Annotated in this window: 12 protein-coding genes; 8 read left to right on the top strand and 4 right to left on the bottom strand. The window is 39.2% G+C overall.

Annotated features, from left to right (window positions below):
• Positions 1 to 94: 94 nt before the first annotated feature.
• Entirely contained in the window at positions 95 to 1,285 is a 1,191-nt protein-coding gene (locus tag FNL97_RS13345) for an ISL3 family transposase (RefSeq protein WP_143415953.1), read from the bottom strand.
• A gap of 180 nt (positions 1,286 to 1,465) precedes the next feature.
• Here FNL97_RS13345 and FNL97_RS13340 point away from each other — a divergent pair, with 180 nt between their 5' ends.
• From FNL97_RS13340 to FNL97_RS13325, 4 genes are all read left to right on the top strand, one after another.
• The gene (locus tag FNL97_RS13340) at positions 1,466 to 3,163 is read left to right on the top strand and encodes a phage lytic cycle repressor MrpR family protein (RefSeq protein ID WP_172713579.1); all 1,698 of its coding nucleotides are present in this window, start codon (positions 1,466 to 1,468) and stop codon (positions 3,161 to 3,163) included.
• Positions 3,164 to 3,395: 232 nt separating this feature from the next.
• Entirely contained in the window at positions 3,396 to 4,943 is a 1,548-nt protein-coding gene (locus tag FNL97_RS13335) for a type I restriction-modification system subunit M (protein ID WP_143415951.1), read from the top strand.
• A complete protein-coding gene (locus FNL97_RS13330; protein WP_143415950.1) occupies positions 4,940 to 6,175 on the top strand; it encodes a restriction endonuclease subunit S in 1,236 nt (411 codons plus the stop codon). The genes FNL97_RS13335 and FNL97_RS13330 overlap by 4 nt, the downstream gene beginning before the upstream one ends.
• A 34-nt stretch (positions 6,176 to 6,209) precedes the next feature.
• Positions 6,210 to 9,272 carry a type I restriction endonuclease subunit R gene (locus FNL97_RS13325; RefSeq protein WP_143415949.1) on the top strand — a complete coding sequence of 1,021 codons (3,063 nt, stop codon included), beginning with the start codon at positions 6,210 to 6,212 and terminating at the stop codon, positions 9,270 to 9,272.
• 863 nt (positions 9,273 to 10,135) lie between these two features.
• Here the strand turns inward: FNL97_RS13325 and FNL97_RS13320 are convergent.
• Positions 10,136 to 10,324: a hypothetical protein gene (locus FNL97_RS13320; protein WP_047818379.1), complete on the bottom strand. Its 189-nt coding sequence runs from the start codon at positions 10,322 to 10,324 to the stop codon at positions 10,136 to 10,138.
• Between the two features lie 1,829 nt (positions 10,325 to 12,153).
• Between FNL97_RS13320 and FNL97_RS18935 the strand changes: the two genes are divergently transcribed.
• The 3 genes from FNL97_RS18935 to FNL97_RS13310 all read left to right on the top strand — a co-directional run bounded on the left by FNL97_RS18935 (position 12,154) and on the right by FNL97_RS13310 (position 13,579).
• Positions 12,154 to 12,375 carry an ATP-binding protein gene (locus tag FNL97_RS18935; protein ID WP_502707752.1) on the top strand — a complete coding sequence of 74 codons (222 nt, stop codon included), beginning with the start codon at positions 12,154 to 12,156 and terminating at the stop codon, positions 12,373 to 12,375.
• Positions 12,365 to 12,535 (top strand): hypothetical protein, encoded by a 171-nt coding sequence (locus tag FNL97_RS18930; RefSeq protein WP_502707751.1) that lies wholly within the window; start codon positions 12,365 to 12,367, stop codon positions 12,533 to 12,535. The genes FNL97_RS18935 and FNL97_RS18930 overlap by 11 nt, the downstream gene beginning before the upstream one ends.
• Positions 12,536 to 13,336: 801 nt before the next feature.
• On the top strand, positions 13,337 to 13,579 hold the full coding sequence (locus FNL97_RS13310; RefSeq protein WP_013401412.1) for a hypothetical protein: 243 nt from the start codon (positions 13,337 to 13,339) through the stop codon (positions 13,577 to 13,579).
• Positions 13,580 to 13,772: 193 nt separating this feature from the next.
• Here the strand turns inward: FNL97_RS13310 and FNL97_RS13305 are convergent, their stop codons facing one another.
• The gene (locus FNL97_RS13305; RefSeq protein ID WP_143415948.1) at positions 13,773 to 15,029 is read right to left on the bottom strand and encodes a replication-relaxation family protein; all 1,257 of its coding nucleotides are present in this window, start codon (positions 15,027 to 15,029) and stop codon (positions 13,773 to 13,775) included.
• A gap of 488 nt (positions 15,030 to 15,517) precedes the next feature.
• Between FNL97_RS13305 and FNL97_RS13300 the strand changes: the two genes are divergently transcribed.
• A complete protein-coding gene (locus tag FNL97_RS13300; protein ID WP_172713578.1) occupies positions 15,518 to 15,970 on the top strand; it encodes a ribbon-helix-helix domain-containing protein in 453 nt (150 codons plus the stop codon).
• Between the two features lie 136 nt (positions 15,971 to 16,106).
• On the opposite strand, the gene FNL97_RS13295 is transcribed toward FNL97_RS13300, so the two are convergent.
• Positions 16,107 to 17,426, bottom strand: coding sequence for a replicative DNA helicase (locus tag FNL97_RS13295; protein WP_286173381.1), 1,320 nt, complete (start codon positions 17,424 to 17,426; stop codon positions 16,107 to 16,109).
• Positions 17,427 to 18,009: the final 583 nt, after the last annotated feature.

Here is an 18,009-nt window from a genome sequence, read left to right as displayed (position 1 = left end):
GACCACGAAGTTGGTAGAATGGAAACAGTCAAGTGCTTTCCTTGACGGGTTCCATTCTACCAACTATCATACCGATAGCGGAAGAAGGGAGCGCTTAAGCAGCCTGACTACCTGTAGTGTTCCCTGTACACTCCAGAAATACACGCAAACGAAACCGTTCTAGATTTCGATAGCCATATGCCCGGCGTTTGATGTTTTTGATCTTGTGATTCGTCCCCTCAATTCGGGCATTCGTATATGGGCACAAAAAGTAGGAAAGAATAGGCTCCTTCCACCTTTCAAGCGTGTTGGCTGCTTCCTGAAAAGAAGCAAAAGGGCTCTGTTTGGCTAACTTAATCCATTCTTCCAAGCGTTCCTTTGCTTCATTATATCCATCGGTTCGGTAAAAATCCCGAAACAACTCTTTCAGATAATAAGCAATGGAAAGTGCCGGATACTCCTCCAAGATATCGTCTAATCGAAGCCGTTGGTCCTTACGAAGCTTTTCACAGCCTTTCAAGAGAAGATATCGAGCCTTTTTCAATGGAGAAAATTCCTTTCTTGCTTGATCCAAGGCTTGTGTCACTTTTTGAACCACATGGTACTTATCGATGACAATCGAAGCAGATGGAAACAGGGCGCGAACCGCCTTATGATAAGGTTCCCACATGTCAAGAATCACCGTTTGGACCATTTCTTTCGACAGGATATTTTGGCTCAACAAGTTGATGGCGGAGTCACATTGGCGATCGGCATGCATTCCCATGACCGATCCGGCTCTGGCATCCATCAATACAGTTTCATACTGATGTCCCTTTTTTACAGCGATTTCATCTAAACTAAGCACCATTCCTTCTTGAGAAGATGCTTCTATCGCTGTTTGACGCTCTTTTGCTTTTTTCGATGCGATGGAGTAATAAATGCGTTCCAATGTTGTATATGGGATGCGGTGCTTTCGGCTAACCTCTTGAATGGTGGAGCCTTCGCAAAGTTCATACAAGTACTCACAAAATCGATTGGTGTAGTGTTGATTGGGTGAAATCGATTCCAAAGAGGCGGAAAACACTTGGGAACAATTCCAGCACCGATAGCGCTTTACCTTTACGAACAAGTACACCGGTTGATGGAAAATCGCCAAATCCCGTACTTTTCTTGTCCGTCTGTCGTGGACAGAGGAAGTGGCAAACCCACAATGAGGGCAACGTTCCTGTGTCTCTGTTTTCTCTACATGAATCGCATAACCATAGGAAAGAAGTTCGTGTTTAATCACTTTAAATTCTGGCAATCCTAGTGATATAGAAAGCACTTACGAGACCTCCCTAATGTTTATTTCACCGCTAACATTATTGCCAGGATCTCGTCAGTGCTTTCTCTTTTTTGTCACTAAATCACAAAATTTGGTGATGAACCAGAAATCAAATTTAGATATGATCTATATTGTCAGGGTATTGTAATGGAAATTTCAGGTATGATCAGGTGGAGAAATATGGATAATAAGATGTATAATCCAGAACTAAAAGAAGCTTTTCTATCAACATATAATAAGGGGGAGACAAGAAAATCTATCAGCTATGTTTTCTCTTATAGTTGTTATCTTGAGTATAAATACCAGAAGGATTTAAAGGATTTTGAAAAAGATGAACTCAATGAATTGTTAGTCAAACTAGCCAAAGGGACTACTGAAAATAATTTTAGTAGTCGTTTTTCTGTTGTTAATACATATATTGAATGGGCTATTATTAATGGACATAAAAAAAGCGGCTCCAATCTCATGTCACAGCTCAATAAAAAAGATTACGAAGTATATATTAATAAAGATCGATTTATTACTGAACAACAGTTAATAGAAATAGAGGAAAGCTTAAAAAATTATCAAGACAAAGTAGTATTAAGATTAATTTTTGAAGGGGTAAACGGAACAGAACTTTCAGAATTATTGAATTTAAAAAAACAAGATGTTGATTTTAAAAACAAACGGTTAAGGCTATATGACAGTGTAGAAGAAAGAGAGCGCTTTATTCACGTTAGCGCTCGATGCTTAGATTTCATTGAAAAAGCCCACGCTGAAGAAATTTATTATTCTAAAAATGGACAGAATGAAGGGAAACGAGGAAGAAATAAACTTAAATTAATGAACACGGATCATATCATTAAAAACGCATTAACTGGAAGAACAAAGGCCTTTGCTAATAAGTATACAATTTATGGACGTATTGAAACAGTACAGGAGATATTTGAATTACCCTACTTAACCCCTACAAATCTCCGTGATTCAGGTATGATTAAAATGGCTGTGGACTTATATAAAAGAGATGGTAAACTAACAACAACGCATTTAGAAGACATCGCTGAACACTTTGGTTTTAGTCCTAGCATGAATAATGGTGTTATGGGATACAATACCGATTATCTTGAAAAATTTATCGAGCCAAACAATATTTTCAAACTCTATGACATAGACATTGGGGCTATAAGAAAAACAGAAAGAAGAAAGATAGAGAAAGCCGATCAGAAGAGACGTAAATCGATTGAAAGGTTATCCATTGATGAGCGAGCAAAAGCGATTTATGAATTTTTACATAATGGAACTGTTAATGAAGAAACACAGGAGATTATTAAATTTTACGGTATTCCTGCTAATCAAAGAGGACAATTGTCTGATGTAACGTTAAAACAGATTACAGAAGATCTCAAAAAATTCAATGAAGAAGAGCTAGAGGAACTTAATTCGGAAAGCGAAGAGCAGCTTGAAAAAATCTATCATGTCCTCATGAATGAAAATGATGGGAAAGATGTTTTTCGAGTCTTAAAAACTCGTATAGGACAACGTAAATTAAAAGAAATATTGCTTAAAAATTATCAGCACCAATGTGCGATGTGTGATATTACTCATCGCAAACTGCTTGTAGCAAGCCATATAAAACCATGGGCAGCTTCTACACAAGAAGAAAGAGTAGATCCTCGTAATGCTATTCTGCTTTGTAAACTTCATGATGCCCTTTTTGAAAATGGTTTTATTTCTTTATCTGATAAATATGAGATTCTTTTTTCCGAAAAATTTGATTTTGTTGAGCAAGGGATACAAACGAATATTAAGTTTAAAAAACCTCTTAAGGATGCACCTTCTCCTGTATTTTTAAAAGAACATCGGCAAAATCATGGTTATGAAAAAGTCATTCAATAGTTGGTTGGATGAATGTTTACACAACGGTGCTACCGAAGTGAGACAAAGATGAAAGGTGAACACATATTATACGTGACTAATATGTGTTCACCTTCATTTTTTAAGGATTTTCAGATTTTAGGTCTTGATAATGAAAAGTTCTTTTCCCTTATTTTATTTAACAATATCTAGGATATAAGTTTATGATAAAATATTCTTATATGAAAAAGGATAAAGAAACAGGAGGCAAAGTATGACTGTAAAAGCAGACATCGATTTTCAAAAGGATTTATTTGAAGCAGCCAATAAAATGCGCGGGAGTGTGGCTCCTGCTGATTATAAACATTATGTTCTTCCGTTAATATTTTTGCGCTATCTTTCCAATAAGTACGAGCAGCGTCGAAAAGAATTAGAGCAAATCGTAAAAGATCCAAGCAGCGATTGGTATACGGAAGATGATGAAATGCGGCAAATCATCATCACCGACCCGGACCAATATAAGGCGGAAAACGTCTTTGTAGTGCCAGAAGAAGCAAGTTGGTCTTATATTATGAAAAACGCCAAGCAGCCGAATATTAAAGAAATTCTTGATAACGCGATGAAGCGTCTTGAAGAGGAAAACCCAGAACTGGAAGGCATATTGCCGCGAATCTACCAAGGTTCGAACTTGCCGCCTGAAAACGTGGCGGGATTAATCGAAATTTTTTCCCGTGATGTATTTAGCGCCAATACGGACGACAGTGTAGATATATTGGGCCGTACATATGAGTATTTTATTAGTTCTTTTGCCGCTTCCGAAGGCAACAGAGGCGGAGAATTCTTTACACCGTCAAGTATCGTTAAATTGCTTGTTGCCATGCTGGAGCCGAAAAGCGGGATTGTGTTTGATCCTGCGTGCGGCAGCGGCGGAATGTTTATACAAAGTGAAGAATATGCTCCGAACAAACATGCTCTGTCGTTTTACGGGCAAGAAAATGTGGTAACGACCGTACGTCTTGGAAAAATGAACGTTTTATTGCATGGCATCAATGCAGAAATTCGTTTAGGAGACTCGCTGTTAAACGACCAGTTCCCTGATTTAAAGGCCGATTACGTGATTGCCAATCCGCCGTTTAACCAAAAAGACTGGGGAGCAGACCGTTTATCAAAAAATGACCCGCGCTTAATCGGGCCAGTTACAAACAGCAATGCGAACTATATGTGGATGCAGCACTTCCTATATCATTTAAACGATACAGGTACAGCAGGATTTGTTATGGCAAACGGAGCGATGACGACGAATGTGAAAGAGGAGAAAGAGGTTCGTCAAAAATTAGTGGATGAAGGATATATTGACTGCATTGTTCAATTGCCTGAAAAACTGTTTTTTACCACAGGCATTCCATGTTGTTTATTCTTTTTAAGCAAAAACCGTGACGGCAAAAACGGCTACCGGGCAAGAAAAAATGAAATTTTGTTTATCGATGCTCGCAAAATGGGAACCCTCGTTAGTCGTAAGCAAAAAGCGTTATCTAAAGAAGAAATTGATAAAATCGCAGCCGTTTATCGTGCCTACAAATACGATGGGACAGAAGGATACGAAGACATTGCCGGGTTCTGTAAAGTTGCCACAATTGAAGAAGTACGAGCCAATGACTACAAATTAACACCGGGGATTTACGTTGGGACGGAAGTATCCAATGAAGACGATGTACCGTTTGAAGAAAAAATGGCTGAATTAACTCAGCGTCTTTTAGAACAGTTTGAAGAGTCGAATCGCCTTCAAGAGAAGATTAAGAAAGACTTGGAGGAATTACTGTGAATGAATGGAAGGAAGTACGACTTGGAGAGGTAGTACAAATAAATCCAGAATCACTAACTAAAGATTATCCTTTTAATGTTATAGATTATATAGATATTTCGTCTGTTGGAACAGGTGAACTTCGGGAAACAACACAATATCCGATTAGTGAAGCACCAAGCCGAGCAAAAAGACTAGTTAGAGCTGGGGACACTATTCTTTCAACAGTAAGACCAAATCGTAGATCATTTTTATATCTTAAAAAACCAAAAGAAAATCAAGTTGTATCGACTGGTTTTGCCGTACTTAGAGCGACAGAAAAAATAAATTCAAGATATTTATACTATCTAATTTCTGATCAAAAGTTTACAGATTATCTAGTTTCTCAAGAACAGGGAGCAGCATATCCTGCTGTAAGTATTGATTCAATAAAAAATGCTATAGTCTTACTCCCAGATTTAGAAACACAGGAGAAAATTGCGTCAATATTAGGTTCTATTGACGATAAAATCGAACTCAATGTAGAGATGAACAAAACCCTCGAAGAAATGGCCATGACGCTTTACAAGCATTGGTTTGTTGATTTTGGACCATTCCAAGACGGAGAGTTTGTGGAGTCGGAATTAGGAATGATACCTGAAGGGTGGGAGTGTATCGAAATTGGTGAGGCTGTATCTGTATTAGGAGGAGGTACACCAAAGACTAGTGTAAAGGAATATTGGGAAAATGGAGATATTAATTGGTTCTCTCCTACTGATTTAACTACTCAAAAATCTTTATTTATTTCGAAATCGTCAAAGAAAATTACTAAACTTGGTCTTGAAAAAAGTTCGGCCAAACTATTTCCACCTTATTGCGTTATGATGACAAGTCGAGCGACGATAGGAGAAATTTCTATTAACAGAGAAGAAGCATGTACAAATCAAGGATTTATTACTTTAATTCCAAATGAAACATTTACAATGTACCAATTATATTTTTGGTTAAAAACTAATATGGATTTAATATTATCTATTGCAAACGGCAGTACTTTTAAAGAAGTAAGTAAAACAAACTTTAAAAAGTTAAAAATTTTAAAGCCTAAAAATATTGAAGAGTTTACTCAAAAATGTGAGAAACTATTCAAATTAATCGAAAGTAATTTAATTGAAATAGAAGAATTAACTAATATTAAAGATTACCTTCTCCCCCGCCTTTTATCCGGTGAAATTGATGTATCTCAAGCAGAAAAACAAGTAGAAGAAGTGCTTTAAATAGACTTACATTCGACTAGGAGGTGCAAGCAACATGACGAGACCTCTAGGTGAAACGGAATTTGAGGAGACGACGATTGAACGTTTAAAACGGTTAGGTTATGACTATCTTCATGCGCAGGAATTGTTTCAGCGCGGAGAGCGGGATAGTCTTCACGAGGTAGTTCTTTACGGTCGGTTGGAAGCCTTCTTAAAGAAGGCTTATCCGGCCATACCTGAACATGAAATAAAAAGACTTGCACAAATACTAACAGCGCCAGATGGTGTAAAATTGATTAACCGAAATATGCATTTTCACCAAATGTTGACGAAAGGACTTGAATTTTCTTATGAGGTAAACGATGAAACGTACACGCCTCATGTCTTCCCAATCGATTGGGAACATCCGGAGAACAACGATTTTTTAGTGGTCAATCAATTGCCGATTGAAGGGCGCATGTCCCGTAGACCAGATATCGTTATATACATTAATGGTTTACCGCTGATTGTATTTGAGTTGAAAAATCCGAACAACGAGCAGGCGACTGTTTATGATGCATATACCCAAATTCAAAACTATACATATGATATTTCGCAATTATTTAACTACAACGCTTTTGTTGTCATTTCCGATAACGTGGAAACGAAGCATGGGATGCCGTTTGCTGATTACGATTTCTTTGCTTCATGGAAATCGATTGATGGGCGAAATGTCGATAACAACCGCGCCAATACGATGCGCACGCTGATTGAAGGATTATTTCCAAAAGACCGTCTGCTAAATTATATTCGTAATTTTATTGTCTTTTTGGAGGAAGGAAGCAAAATTACAAAAATTGGCGCAAAATATCACCAATTTTTCGGTGTGAACTTCGCTGTCAATGAAGCGATCCGTGCGACACGGCCGGATGGAGATCGGAAAATCGGGGTAATGTATCATACAACGGGTTCGGGCAAATCGCTAAGCATGTTATTTTTCGCAGGAATTTTGTCTCGCCATCCGGAAATGGAAAATCCATCAATTGTCATTCAAGTGGACCGTAATGACTTAGACGAACAGTTGCATGATACGTTTGTGCAAGGGAAATCATACATCGGCCATGTGCATCACGCGGAAAGTACCGAACAGCTGCGGACATTACTGAGAGGGGAAGCGGGACAAATTATTTTCTCCACTATTGAAAAATTCCGTAAAAAAGAAGGAGAAACCCGACACCCTGTTTTATCGGAAAGACGAAACATTGTTGTGATTGCCGATGAAGCACATCGCACCCAAGCCGGTTTTGCGGGCGGATTTGCCGCTCAGTTGCGTTATGCTTTGCCGAACGCTTCCTATATTGGATTTACGGGAACCCCGGTCGATTTTGTTGATAACAATACAGAAGAAATTTTCGGACATATTATCCACCGCTACGATATGGCTCAGGCGGTCGAAGACAAAGCGACATTGCCCATTTACTATGAGAGCCGCCTAATTCCGCTTGATTTATCCGCTGGGGACATTGATGAAAAATACAGAAAAATTATCGAAGAAGCAGGGGGAGACGATGAAGAGTCAGAGAGCTATAAAAGAAAATGGGCCGCTCTGGAAAAAGTCGTCGGTACTCCAAAACGGCTCCGTCGTTTAGCCAAAGATATCGTATCACATTTTAACCAAGTCGCCAATCCATTTCAAAAAGCGATGATTGTTTGTATGAGCCGACGCATTGCGGTGGATTTGTATAACTATCTAAGAGAAATTCCGGAATGCCCTCCTGTTGAAGTGATTATGACAGGGGATGTATCAAAGGACCCTAAAGAGTGGCGCGAAGTTCAGCCGGGAAGCAAATATGCGCATATTAAATCGAAAAAAGAGCAAGAAGAAGTGAAAGCCAAACTTCGTGATCCAGAAGACCCTTTGAAATTTGTCATTGTCGTCGATATGTGGCTGACAGGAATGGACGCTAAACCGCTTTCCTATCTTTATGTCGATAAGCCAATGAAGGGTCACAATCTTATGCAAGCTATTGCCCGTGTAAACCGTGTGTTTCCGGGAAAAGAAGGCGGAGTAGTCGTTGATTATATTGGAATCGCCACTTCCCTGAAAGAAGCAACTCATAAATATACGCAAAGTGGCGGCACGGGAAGTCCTACTTATGATATTTCAGAGGCCGTTAATATCTTCATGGATCATCTGAAGGCAGTAAGAGGATTTATTCCAAGTGAGATTGATGTGCAAAACTGGCGCGCAAAACCAAAGATAGAGCGCGAAGACTTCATTGCAGATCTTGTTAACATTCTTTTAAACCGAGATCCCGAGGAATATATCCAAGCAGCCACCAAACTTGAAAAATCGTATCAGTTGGTGAAACATCAGCCGGAAGTGCTTGAACTTGCAGATGAGGTCATGCTTTATTTCATGATGAAAGCACAGCTTCGCAAACATTTACGCCCGTCAACTGGGGGATCTAAGGAAAACAAAACATTAGAAGAGCGATTATCAGAACTTATTGACAATAGTCTATTAGCGAAAGAAACTGTTGACATTTTCCAAATAGCAGGAATTGAACGCCCAGATATCAGCATATTGGACGATGCGTTCTTGGCGGATTTAACGAAAAAAGAGCATGTAGACTTGCGCTTAAAGTTGCTGAAAAAACTTTTAGAGGACCAAATTAAAGTGACATTTAGCCAAGGAAGCCCACAGTCAAAGGCGTTAAGCGAACTTCTAGAGAAAACGTTAAGGGATTATCATAATCGTGTCATTCAGGCAGCCGATGTAGTCAGGGTTATGATTAACATGCGCAAAGAAATGGAAGAAGAAATACGCAAGCGGCACGACTTAGGATTGTCAGAGGAAGAAATTGAATTTTACAAAGCGATCACTGCTATGGAGCAGGAAGCGTTCTCAAACGAGTTTCTTGCTAGTTTAATCCATAAGGTGGTCAAAGCCTTAAAGAAACAATTAGCCGTAGACTGGACAAGTCCTCACCGTCGAGATGTTTACGCTAAAGTGAAATTAGCCGTCAAGCAAGTACTCATGAAAGAAAAAATTACCGGCCAACAATTGCAATTCTTAACAAACAAATTCATGGAACAAGCCGAGCAGCAATACAAAGACTGGCCGATGAATGCATGACAACGAGAATAGGATCGCGCTTTTTTTGTCACGTAAATGTTTGGCATGACCAGCATCCTTTTTATCACTCCACTGTTTTATTCTTCACAATCGTAACAGTGGCGGAGGGGATTTTAGGGGCTGGCAAGCCTTTTTTATATAATGAAAAGCTCTGCACTTTTCAGTTGCAGAACTCTGTACTTTCATTTTGCACTAAACAACCACTCACTTAATTAAAAGGGAAAAAGTTCAGATGGATTTTTATTATTCACCGTGTACTACAAAGACCGTTTATCTAACGGATATGCTGCGCTGATGGAGTTGAGGTGTTGGAGGACACTTCAACTCCTTTCTTGTCCTTTTCATAAAAAACTCTTTTATTTAACGGACACCTCATCACACGTTTTTTATTTATATCAGAGGTAATAATATTGTTTCTATTTTTTATTGTAAAATTTTGTAATCCTGAGAACGGTGCTTGCCACCGTTCGAGTGTATGTTCAATTTGTTGAAGGATACTGCAGGCATGTGTGGACCGTAAAGAAAAAAAGCAGCGTTTTGTAAAAAGTGTAGAGAATGTCCATTTGACATGAAGCCGCTGCGGGCGTAGTAAAGCGCCGTATCAAGGGCTGTTTTACCTAAGAAGCAATCACCCCAACACTTCCGCGTTCAAGTGATATAGGAAAATTCCTATCCGCTCTCTGTCCATTTATTTTGCCGTAAACAAGAAGCCAACGGTAAGTGGATGGAGCTAGCTGGTGCAGCCACGACCAAACGAAACGGTAGAGGGAATGGAAAATCGGAATCTACAACACGTTGTTTGAATCTGCTTTGCACTGGACCTCATACTGTCAGGATTGAAAGTAAAAAAGAAAAAAGGGGATTCACTCCCGCTCCCATTCCTTTCCGCAATCCGGACATTGCCATTTGATGACACGATCTTCTTCCCGACTGTAAATACCGATTTTTCTGGATCCATGAGTAGCGCCGTAATGATGCTGGATTTCTTTCGGGATCGGTGGTCCTTGCAAATCAGCCCCGCAAAACGGGCAATATTCTTTGCTATCATCCATGTTTCTTTTGCTCCTTTCGATTGGGCTTTGGATTTATTTTTATCTTTGTAATCAGAATACCATAACTCTTAGGATCCGATCGATAAGTGGTTTTCTGGAGAAAGCCGATCAAGCCTTATATCGGGCGAAGAAAACGGGGAGAAATAAAGTTGTAAAAGGTCTCTTTCATATCATGGAACATAGGGTGTAAAGCCGGCACACAAAGTCTCCAAACCTCTTTTCAAGTGATGATGTTCAACTATATCGTGAAAAAGGAAGAAAGTCATGACTGAGAGTGGATGAGGTTCGCCAATGGGCAAGCCTATGTTTATGGATATTTTATGTCAGACAAAAAATAAAAGCGAGAGGGAAGAGGAATACGTCTAAATCATCGAGGATGGAGGGATGGAGCGGATGACGCGGCCGCTATTGATTATAGGGGAAAGCTTCACCATAACGGACAAAACCCGCTCAACGGATCAAAAAAGTGGAGTGGATTGATTATTTTGCAGGAAGAAGTTCGAAGTAAATGGTTAAAAAGGGGGCAATCGAGCTGACGCTTGTCGTGATTCTGACAGGCGTCATTTTTTATTTCTAATCATCGTGACGAGCAATAGATACCTATACATGATCCATTTTCAAAGAATTCCTTTGCGTCTATGAATGAAAGGAGTGGGAGTTTGATGATTGTTCTGATACAGGAATAGTGACCATCCATTGAAACACTCCGTAAAAATTCCATCCATTTGTCGATGAATATCTTCATAAATTTACAATGGAAACACTCTTGATAAAACGTCGGGGGCATTCAAAAATCGGGAGCGGATTTGGAGCTGTGAGATCCTAATTCTCTTCTTGGAAAGGGGGATTTTGTTTATAAAAAACCGTGATTTGACGCGGTTGTGGAAAGAAAAGGGGAATGAAATTGTTCATAGAGTTAACTGGATAGGTTATTCTATATCCAGTTAACCTTATGAGTTGATAGGTTCCATCAACACTATTTTGTCTAAATCCGCTAATCCATCCCCCTGTCCTTTTAGCTATGGCTCTATTTTTCCGCCGACACGACCATTGGGGAACAAGTAATTGCATGTCATGCCGCATGTTCTTTTCTGCAGATCAGCGGGCGCTATTCTCTCTCTTAGGCTCAATATTTGGAAACACCTTATCATTACGTTGATTCGGCACGATGATTCGTCTCTTTTGTTGGTCCCAATTAGGGATCAACAAGCGGCCATGGCGCCAAACCATTCTGTTCTGAAGTGATCGACGTGGTAACGCATATAGGAAACAAAAAGGAAAAAATGAGTAAAAACGCAGGAGGATCAGGACAAGGAAAACCCAATAGCTACGATGAATCGATACGCACTTTCGTTACCATTTGTTTTTTACAAGAAAAAAGTGCAGAACATTGCGGTATATAAATTCCATATATAATGTGTTAAAGCAGATGATAAAATCCCCAATATAGCCGAATAAAATTCCTTACTTACAATAGAACTATAATGTCAATAAGAGGAGCAATGGTTCATGATTACGAGTTATGACGCATTCCTGAGAAGGGAAAGATCATGAAAGAACGAATACACGAGTATGGTCACCGATTCCATTTGCTTGTCACGGAGGAACGATGATTCTCCATGGTAGAATACGTAGTTACTCTTAATATGCCATATTCGGAGTTTTTGTTCCGCTTATTCGCTTATTAGAGGCGGAAATCGTCAAAAGGCAGGAACGATCGATCCAAACGCTCATCAAAGTCCAAACTGCCGTATCGCAAGACGATCCATACGTTTGATTTTACCGCGCAACCTTCGTTGGATGAGTGATGGATTCGAGAACTGCTTACGTTGTCGTGTATTGACCGAAAAGAAAATATCCTTTTTCTCTGCCCACCAGGGATTGGAAAGACACACCTGGTGATTTCGATTGGAATGGAGGCAATCGCAAGAGGATATCAAACGTATTTTGTTACCGCCCGTGATTTGGTCACTCAGTTAAGAAGAGGCGGCCAGAAAGTTGGAGAAAAAGCTTCGTGTCTTTGTGAAGTCAACTGTTCTCATGATCGATGAAATGGGGTACCTAAAACTGGATCCGAACAGCGCTCATTGCTTATTTCTAGTGATCACCCAGCGGTACGAGCATATCCCAACAAAAGCTCTGGGGAATGGGGAGAAATCGTGGGAGACTCGGGCGATGTTAGATCGATTGCTGCGTCATTCCATTACCTAAAGAGGGGAAAGCTATCGATTACAGGAAAAGAGGATCCAAAAAGAAAAACAAAGGGTTCCATGAGATCTTTCTGGGGAATGTTAAACCGGCGATTTTGGGGAAAATATAATCAACCTTGACATACGAAGTGTGTGCCTACGAAAATCAACGTATTTTTCTAGTGTATAGACTTAAAAGGCTTTTTCTAAATTGTCCTTGCCTAAAATGGACTGTCGAACTCGGGGTACGGAAAATATGTAAAAACCTCTTCTCGGTACGGAAATTTTGTAAAAAGTGCTTTGCCGGTACGGGATTTTTGTAAAAAGAAGGGGATGGCTGGTACGGAAAATATGTAAAAACTACTTTCCACCTATTCCTCTCGCTCCTGTTTGTCATCTGGACATTGTCATTTGATTATTCGATTAATTTTTCTCTTGGATGTATTCGTACTTCTTCCCGTTTCTTTTTCATTTCATTACTACAAATATACTTTAAGTTTCTTTTGCTTGCCTCTATATTGAATTCCCTACCTAGGTGGCCATTATGTTATCTACCCAGTCTTCACTTTTGTCAAGCAGATTTGTTATTTTACAGGGAGAAATTCGATGAAATGGGTTAAAAAAAGGCAAAAGGTAAGATAGAATGATAATAGATAATCGATTTTGTTTTTTACTTTTCTTTCCTTTTACAATTAATATAACAGAAGGCCTTTTTGGTCCAGAGAAATGGTGAAAAATCATCGGTAAGGATGTATGACGAAAACAGTCGTTAACATTCTTGCCGATGTTTTTTTATTTACAAAATATGTTGGAGGGATTGTGTATGAATCAGTATTATGTCGTGAGAAGAGTGAAGGGGAGAGATGAAGAATTTGCAGTAATCGATGCTTTATCTTTGGATGAAGCCAATGCCATTTTTGAAGTGCGTTATAAAACGTTTAAAGAAAACATGGAAAAAGGTGAAGCGTTCTTTATTTTTCAAACAGACGGACCGCTGACATTTGATGAGGATCATCAAGTCAAATTTCCGAGAGGGAGAATGGCAATCATTCATAAATTGTCTTAAAGCAAAAAGAGAAGGAAAGAGGCTGTTCCAAAAGGTCGTAAAGTGACCTTTTGAGGACAGCCTTCTGTTTTGTTTTTACATATCATCTGGAGATTTGAAGGCTTCTGAATGGTTTAGAAGCCATCTTTTTTCATTTCCTTCGATGGTTATTTATTGTAATCCACTATTGTATCGATGTTTTAGATGATATGTCCTACACATCCTCCGTGTCTAACTGGATAAATGTGATATCTTCACTCAGCATTTCCAACTCTGCCTCTATGTCCTTTAAGTCATGATCACCATGCAAAGTAGGGATGATATACGGAGTTTGATCCAGATGAAATACGATTTGTTCAACTCCCTCTGGCTGCAGTTGTTTCACTTCATCCTTTTGATTAATCTTCATTAATCTTTGAATGAATTGATGAAAGTTAGTGTACAAGGATGAGTCATATGCATTGCTCACATGCACGTAAAAGATTTTATATGATTTTTTATTCATGGCAATGGCATAAAATAATGATTGGTCTGACTTTCTAATGAATGGAAGAATACGATGATAACCTCGTTGATGAAGTTTTTCATGAAGCAGTTGCGTGGCTGACTTGTTTAATTGCACACGCTTCATTTCAAAACGTAGGGTTTTTTCCACCCTATTCAGCGGTGTCATAAGCAGACGAATATCTGCTGCTTGATTGGGATCCATACTCTTTAAATAGGCAGACAATATGTTCATCCAGCGTCGATTCATCCCATACATTTGTTGCTTCTCATCGGCGAGGAATATGATTCCCTTAAATGGAATGGGCAAGTTGTTTTCCTCCAAATAAGATAAAAAGTTTTTGTAGTTTTGAAATTTAGCGAGTAATTGGGAGTGGCTTTCCGTTGATCGATCCACTTCGAGCCAATAGGAGTCGCCGTTTGGCAATATGATTTCTGCGTCCGGTCTGATTTTTCCATCCATGTTGTTGTACGTATAGGGGGTTGAGCAATACATGGAAAGTCGGTGATCGACAGATTCTTCTTCAAAAAAATGGATACGTAAACGAATGAAGAAGTCTATCAATAATAAATGATGTTGGATTTGCTGCTTCGGTGGTTGATACAGGCTATACGGTAAATCGGATTGTGTCGGGATGCCCTTTTGTTCGTTTAACAGGATAAATCCGTTCTCTGTCGCTCCGACTTCGATGTTCAGTATCTCTTTCACCGCTTCCAATCCTTTTGGTGTTAAATAATACAGGGAACCCGGCCGGATACTGTCTTCTAGTTTCTTGGAAGCGACCAAGTTTTGTTTCTTCAATTTGCTTAGATAGTTGTGGACGCTTGATTTCTGTGTGGGAAATGGCTTTTCGGATTCATAGTACATTTGGGACAATTGCAAAGCGGTCATGCCACGATAATAAAAAAGATATTCTAGTAGTTTCATCGAACAATGGGTCAGCTGATATTCGCTAATGACGCTCATCTTGATCCTCCTTTGAAAGTTGATGTTGAGTAATGAAGTTCGGGTTGTAAAAATGCTCTTTGCCATCACTCCAGCAATTGGTGCGAAAACCGCTTGTCGTTTGGTCGGGTGTTGTTTGTCACCTGAAAAATGGATCAGTGAATCAGTCGGTGATCGCCTCGTCATCGAAATCATCAAGTGACTGCTTAAGTGAGTACAAGCGGTGGCGTTTGAAATAGTATAGCAGGTGTCCGTCCATATTCGAATAGATTGATAAAGTTCGGTGTCTTCCTCTATCTATCTGCAAAATATGCTAATCACCTCAATCTTTCCCGACATCCAGAAGACCAACCGCAAAACAAAAGTGTTCTGCTTAGTCGATCGTGTGTACTTTTATGAAAATGTTCATCAAGTCTTCGAATACAGGAATTTTTCGAGTATATTGCTTATACAGTCAAAAAGACATTTGATGATTCATTGATGATTTCATGAATAAAGGAGATGGTTCGATGAAGACGGCAGGAGAAATTGTATGTTATTTAAATGAAACGGGTGCTAATATTTATGAATTGAGTGAAGAGTTAGGATTAGGTAGGACGACTTTGCGTTCCAGATTGTTGAAACTTGGATATCAAGTTAATCAAGATGGAAAATGGTATTATGCTGGTGATCCTGACAAGGAGACGAAGGATGTTGATATTATGTCAAAGAAACGCATGACTATCCCGAAAAAAGCTTATACAAGTCCTCAAGTAGCTGTCAATGTTTCTACGGAGTCCAATATTCATCAAGCGTTAATGCAATTAGATTTAACACAAAAGGGGGTGAGAACGACCATCACGATTCAACCTGAATATCTAGAGGGGATGAAGGAGCTTTCCGTACGCACACGATTACGACTTTCTGACTTATATGCGTTGGCCATATACGAATTCTTGAATAAGTATCATCCTGGTCATTAGTACAATAGGAAAAGGAGTACAGATGTCTTTTCAACATTTGTACTCCTTTTCTTTTGACGATTGATGAATAGTGCATACCTTTTTCGAAGGGGGAATGAGTAAATCATGTCTAGGACAGCACGTCCTAGACATAATATCACGATTTTCTATCATTTTGCATATCACTGTGTTTCATCAGATTCAAAAATAAGCCAAATTCTTTTTGAAAGGCTGCCTCGACTCTGCCGATTTGGCCATTGCGGTTTTTCAAAACGTTCAGTTCGACGATGCTTGTACTACTTGGGATAGATGGCTGATTATAGTAATCGTCACGGTACAAGCTGATAATCACATCTGCATCTTGTTCGACGCTTCCTGAATCACGAATATCCGACATCATCGGCCGTTTATCGGCGCGTGACTCAACACCGCGATTGAGCTGTGATAAGAGAACAACTGGGACATGATATTCTTTTGCGATATTTTTTAATTGTTTTGTAATCTCTCCGATGGCTAAATCGTGACGTTCAAAATAACCGACCGGTTGAATAAGCTGCAAGTAATCAATCACAATTAAATGTGTTTGATTAGGAAATTGTTTCATCGACTGTCTCACGGTGGAGCGGATTTCTGCAACGGTTTGTGCCGGTTTGTCTTTTAATACTCCGGTCCAGTTGCCCATGATTCCGATGGCTTGTACAATCTTTTCATAATCCTCTTTCGAAAAGTTTTTATCGCTCCATCGCTTGCTGTTGACTCTTGCAACCGCGGATAACATGCGTTTTAACAGTTGATCTTCTGACATTTCGAGTGAAAATAAGTCGACCACTCCGCCGTTTTTTAAATGGTTCATCGCAATATTGAGAGCAAAGGCGGTTTTCCCCGTGGACGGTCTTCCTGCAATAATGATCAGGTCATTTTTTTGAAAGCCACCGATTAAACGGTTCAAATCAATTAATCCCGTATCAACTCGGATATCACCTTGTGGGGAAAGAAGATCTTCATAGATGTCAAAGAGACCATCCTGAATGGTTCGAATGGAAGATGAGGATAATTCCTGCAAAGCCCCTAACTGTTGATATACTTCGTTGATCTTTTCCACGGTCGGAGATAAAGCAAGCGACAAAGCAAGAGCCTGAGCTTTTCTTAATTTATATCCTTCCGTTAAGGAGTGGACGTAAAATGAAAAATTCGCCGTTGTAGGTACGGCATCGGCTAAGTCATATAAATAAGATACACCTCCGACCGTTTCGATTTGATTCATTTCCTGCAGTTGAGTGACCACTGTCACGATATCAATTTTTTCATTTTTCTTTTGCAGTGCTTGCATTGCTTGGTAAATCCATTGATGCTCCCGCTTGCCGAAGTATTCGGCAGGAAATGTACAATCTTGAATTAAATCGCCTTCATTTAAAATTGCTCCTAAAATTGCTTGTTCTACTTCTATATAGATGATATTTGAATCTTTTTGATTCATGATCATTCAATCCCCTTCCTTTTATCATTTTGATGCTTAAATATGTTAGCAGGCGTTTTTCGTCATTCGAATACTTTGTAGAATTTTTTTACTCTTTGTTGCAAAGATGGATGAATAGCGGATACGGTGTCCGTTTTCTAGTTCATGACGGTAGTTTTTGAATTTTTATATGAGTTGGGGTTTTCTGCCACTCACTCAATTCATTTGCACTGCTTGAGCTTCCAGAGAAATATGAACATGTCGGTCAAGAAATGATCGAAGAAGAAAAAAGGAATAAAAATTTTTTGTAGAGAAGTAGAAATACAGTTGACATTTAGAAAATGAGCGTTAAACTAATCTATGTAATCGAAATGGATACAATGTAAACTGAATATGGATACAATAAGGGAAAACCCCAAACGTCAGGTATGCTGTGCCTTTGTTTTTTGGCACGTGCGTGCAGTGTACCTGTTGTTTGGGGTTTTTGTGTTTGAAGGAGGTAGATAGTTGTGGTGAGTGATGAAACTCTTGTTTGCGCGAACTAAAAATTAGGTACTTATTATTTTAAACATGGTGGTAGCGTCAAAAGTTTTATGAAAACTCC

This window comes from Geobacillus sp. E263 (assembly GCF_007197795.1).
Taxonomy (GTDB): domain Bacteria; phylum Bacillota; class Bacilli; order Bacillales; family Anoxybacillaceae; genus Parageobacillus_B; species Parageobacillus_B toebii.
Note: the sequence above shows the minus strand (reverse complement) of the source record. Positions and strands in the feature narration are given on the sequence as shown.